The sequence below is a fragment of the Paenibacillus zanthoxyli JH29 genome (genome assembly GCF_000520715.1).
GTDB lineage: Bacteria > Bacillota > Bacilli > Paenibacillales > Paenibacillaceae > Paenibacillus_AQ > Paenibacillus_AQ zanthoxyli.
Window position 1 is genome coordinate 1 of sequence record NZ_ASSD01000614.1, and the last position, 4,278, is coordinate 4,278.

Annotated in this window: 4 protein-coding genes; all 4 read right to left on the bottom strand. The window is 57.4% G+C overall.

All coding sequences use genetic code 11. From position 1 onward, the window contains the following. A partial coding sequence (locus L691_RS0123710) for a helicase-associated domain-containing protein (RefSeq protein ID WP_198023101.1) occupies positions 1-1,309 on the bottom strand: 1,309 nt, incomplete at its 3' end. Between the two features lie 54 nt (positions 1,310-1,363). Beyond that, positions 1,364-3,037, bottom strand: a complete 1,674-nt coding sequence (locus L691_RS0123715; protein ID WP_232229262.1) for a DNA repair helicase XPB — start codon at positions 3,035-3,037, stop codon at positions 1,364-1,366. A 96-nt stretch (positions 3,038-3,133) separates the two neighbouring features. Further along, positions 3,134-3,547 carry a CBS domain-containing protein gene (locus tag L691_RS0123720; protein WP_084654426.1) on the bottom strand — a complete coding sequence of 138 codons (414 nt, stop codon included), beginning with the start codon at positions 3,545-3,547 and terminating at the stop codon, positions 3,134-3,136. A 134-nt stretch (positions 3,548-3,681) separates the two neighbouring features. Further along, positions 3,682-4,278: M20/M25/M40 family metallo-hydrolase (locus tag L691_RS0123725; RefSeq protein ID WP_025692765.1), on the bottom strand; the 597-nt coding region annotated here is incomplete at its 5' end.

The window sequence follows — 4,278 nt, forward strand, 5'->3', positions numbered from 1 at the left end:
GGGGATGCCCGGCAATCAAATCGGCATCCTGCTCATTTCTGCAAGAGAGCACCAGCGTCTCCACAAGTGCCGTACGGCCGATATCACGGCTCCATTGGCCGAGTACGGCTCTGACCTCGCCAGGCAGACCGTTCTTCGCGCATCTATCCAGCCAGGCTATGATCTCTTGCGGAGACATCCCTCTGCCGGATGCCCGCTCCAGCCGTTCCCTGGTCAGCCTGAAGCTCCACATGCCATCGCACTGATCCAGCTCAGCGAAGCACGCCAGACTCCAGCGAAGGCTATATGTTGTCTCCTCCGGGACGAGCACCTCAAGATCCGGCTGTACGATAATCCGCTCCGCAGCTTGACCCGCCTTCCTCATAAGCTGCTCCGCCGTCGGCTTCACGGAAGTCCAGCGAAAGCAAGGACTGCCGCCGCCGGTGACGCCGGCTTCGCACCAGCCCAATCCGGCAAGACTGTTCAGCCATGCGACGGATGCCTCCATAAACGCGGCTCTGTCCCCTGGCACTGACAATCCTTGGGCCTCCATCCAGCCGATCGTATCCTTCAGCGAATACCATCGCCTTGGAATATATGCCGGGCGAGCGATCAGACAGCGGAAGTGCCGGTCGGCGCTCGTCCGGCGGCCGTATCGCCGGGAGACTGCGTTAAGAAGCAGCGTAAACATCTCGCTGTCATCGAGGCGCAGCCAATTCTCCACCGAGGGGGCTGCGAGCGAATAAGCCTGCTGACCCCGTTCAAGCAGCCCCAGATGAAGCAGCAGATCCATAGCCAAGATTGCAGGGAGCGGATAGTCTTCCGGATAAGGTGAGCGCAGACCCAGCCCCTGTAAATGCCGCTCGTTCAGCTGAAGCTTAGCGGCGAGCAAGTTAACATATTTTTTATGGACGGTTCCTTTGGTAGTCAGAGGCAGTCCTTCCTCAGCCGCAAACAGCAGTGAGCGGAACAGTTCTCCCGCGAGCCCCGGGCCCGCCTGGGCGGACAAATGAATCCCGTCTGAACTCAAGGCAGGAGGAGTTATAGGGAAAAAATGATTCTGCGCAGCCTCCCATCTTCCGGACGGAATATAGAATATTCTCTCCCCCCCAATTTTCCGCACCGCAACGAGCCATCCTTCCCGCCAAAGCTCCGAAAGCGCCAATCTGAATTCGGCGCGGGTCATTTCAGACGGACGAAGCGAATCTTCCTTTCCTTCCTGAAACGGATGATCCGCATGCGCTGCTGCGATTCGTTTCAGCACGCTGCATGCATCGCCGGACAGCCTCTGAAGCCCCGAATTTCCACCGCTGGTTTCTTGGTCATTCATCGTCATTATGATCCTGAAGCCTCCTCTTGGCGCGGGTTCCCGCATTTCGGTTCTTCAAATGCCGTCTTTTGTTTCTTCGCCGAATTTAGACATCACGGTATACTCATAGCCCTGCTCCGTCAGAAACAGCCGCCGGCGAAGCGCAAACTCCTGCTCTCTGCTGTCTTCCGTTACCAGCGTATAGAAATAAGCCCGGTTGTCTCCCCGCTTCGGGCGCAGCACCCGGCCCAGCCGCTGCGCTTCTTCCTGACGGGAGCCGAACGCTCCCGATACCTCGATGGCAACCGAGGCATCCGGAAGGTTGACCGCAAAGTTGGCAACCTTGGATACGATCAGCACCGGTAAAATGCCTTCATTGAACGCATTGTACAATTTAGCCCGCTCCTGCTGCGGTGTCTTCCCGGTAATGACCGGCGCTCCGACGATTGCAGCCAGCTCCGCAAGCTGGTCAAGATACTGGCCGATGACAAGGATGGACGCTCCCTTGTGCGCCTTGATGATCTTCGCCGCCATTTCCGCTTTGACGGGATTGACTGAAGCGAGACGGAACTTTTCTTTGGCCGTCCCGTACAGATACCGCTTCTTCAGCTCCGTTTCCATTGGCACCGGAACCTCCTGACACTGTACGGCAGCGATCCAGCCCCGGCGCTCCAGCGTCTTCCAGGGGCAGTCATAGATTTTCGGACCAATCAGGGAGAATACATCTCCCTCCCGCCCGTCTTCCCTAACCAGGGTAGCGGTAAGGCCAAGACGGCGTGTAGCCTGAATTTCGGCAGTTGCCCGAAAGACAGGGGCGGGAAGCAGATGCACTTCATCGTACACGATCAGCCCCCAATTCCGTTCGTTGAAGAGCCCCATATGCTTAAACCCTTCGCTTTTGGAAACGCGGTGCGTCAGCATTTGATAGGTCACGACCGTAACCGGCCGCACCGGCCGCCGTTCGCCGGTATATTCACCAACGAATTCGGGAGCCAGATTGGTCCGCATCTTCAGCTCCTCGGTCCACTGACGAACCGAGGTCGCATTGGACGTAAGGATCAGCGTCTCGCATTGTGAAGCCTCCAGTACGGCCAGACCGACGATGGTCTTGCCAGCGCCGCAGGGCAGAACGATAATCCCGCTGCCGCCGAAAGCCTCGAACCGTTCAGCCGCTTCCCGCTGGTAATCCCTCAGCTGGAAGGAATCATCGGATTCCTTCCAGCTGATATCCAGCGCCTCGCCCTGATGGTAACCGGCACTGTCCAGCACCGGGTATCCGGCCCGGGCCAACTCCTGCTTCAGCATTCCCCGGCGGGCTGCGCTACCGGTCATTTCAAGCGGACCTGTTCTGTGAAATCCGCAGGCGATTGCGGCCGCTCCCACCTCCGGCTCATTCAGAAGCTCTTCGCTGTCGCCGCGCAGCAGCAGCTCATCCGCCCCATCTGCCGAATGTAATGTAAGTCTCCCATATCTGGACATCAGCAGCTTCATTTCTTCCGTAAGCCCGGAAGGCAGCTCGTGCCCGGACAGCTGCGCAAGGCATTCAGCGATTCCGTCCGCCGAGGCTCCCAGCGCGGCCGCATTCCACAGCGACAGCGGAGTTATCCGGTATGTATGATAAAGCGGCGGACTCTTGACCAGCTCCGCGAACATCGGCAGACGGTCCCGGGCCGCTTCGAACTCCGGGTGGCTGCAATCCAGCAGTACTGTCCGGTCTCTGCGCACTAGACAGGGACCCTTATTAATCACATCCATCCTTCTCGCAAATCCTTTCTTCTCTATTTCGCTTCAATAGGAAAAAGCCCATCCCATCAGCTGGGAATGAGCTTAAAGATAAGAACGGTTCTAGTGCAGGCCATGCTGCTCGGATATATCGGACAGCGCGGCTCCGGCATTGTCGGCAAAAATATTGCGAACCGCCAAATCGCCGAGGGATACGACTCCAATCAGCTTCTTGCCGTCCGTTACCGGCAGGCGGCGGATTTGCTGGGAAGCCATCAATTCGGCGGCTTCATCGACCGACGTGGATTGCGAAGCGCAGCGAATCCCTGTGGTCATTACTCTCTCCACCGATGACGATCCCGAATGCTTCTCGGCATATCCGCGGATGACAAGGTCGCGGTCAGTAACAACGCCGATCAGCGTTTGACCGTCCGAGAAATCAACGACTGGAATAAATCCGGTGTCATTGTCTCGCATTTTGACGGCCGCTTCATAAATGTTGTCCTGTAGGGTCACCGTAACCGGCTGGGTGGTCATTACTTCCTGAACTGTTTTCTTCAATGAAGAACCCTCCTTTCGCTTTACGGATGACACAGCCGACAGCCGGCAATAAGCGGCGAAGGCGCATTGGCATCCGTATTACGTAAATAGGTTCTCCGGTTACCGGAAAATTATTCGGCCGTCGCCTCGTTTAGACAGGAATCCGTCATGGCGACCAGCAGCTTGAGTCCGTGCAGCATCGCTTCCTCGTCGAAATCGAATTTCGCGTGATGATGCGGATATTTCGCGTTCTTCTCGGGATTCCCGGCCCCCACGAACATGAAGCACCCAGGAATCTCTTTTACATAATAGGCAAAATCTTCAGCCGGCATCTGCTTCTCGATCCGTTCAACCCGCACCGAACTGCCCAGCGCCCCAGGCGCTTCCCGGAAAAAGCGAGCCGCCTCCCCTTCATCATTAACAAGCGGCGGATAACCCATTAAATAATCCAGCTTCGATTCCGCGCCGTAGGCCGCAGGAATGGATGCTACCATTTCTTCAACTCTGCGTTTCAGCAGCTCCCGGGTCTCCGTATTGTATGCCCGAACCGTTCCGGTAATCCGGCACCGTTCCGCAACGATATTTTGCGCATACCCACCCTGGATGGTGCCCACGCTTAGGACGGCGGGTTGCAGCGGGTCAACGAAGCGGCTGATAATGCTGTGCAGCTGCGTGACGAGCGCCGCTCCCGCCGCAATGCTGTCAATCGTCCGGTGCGGCTGGCCCGC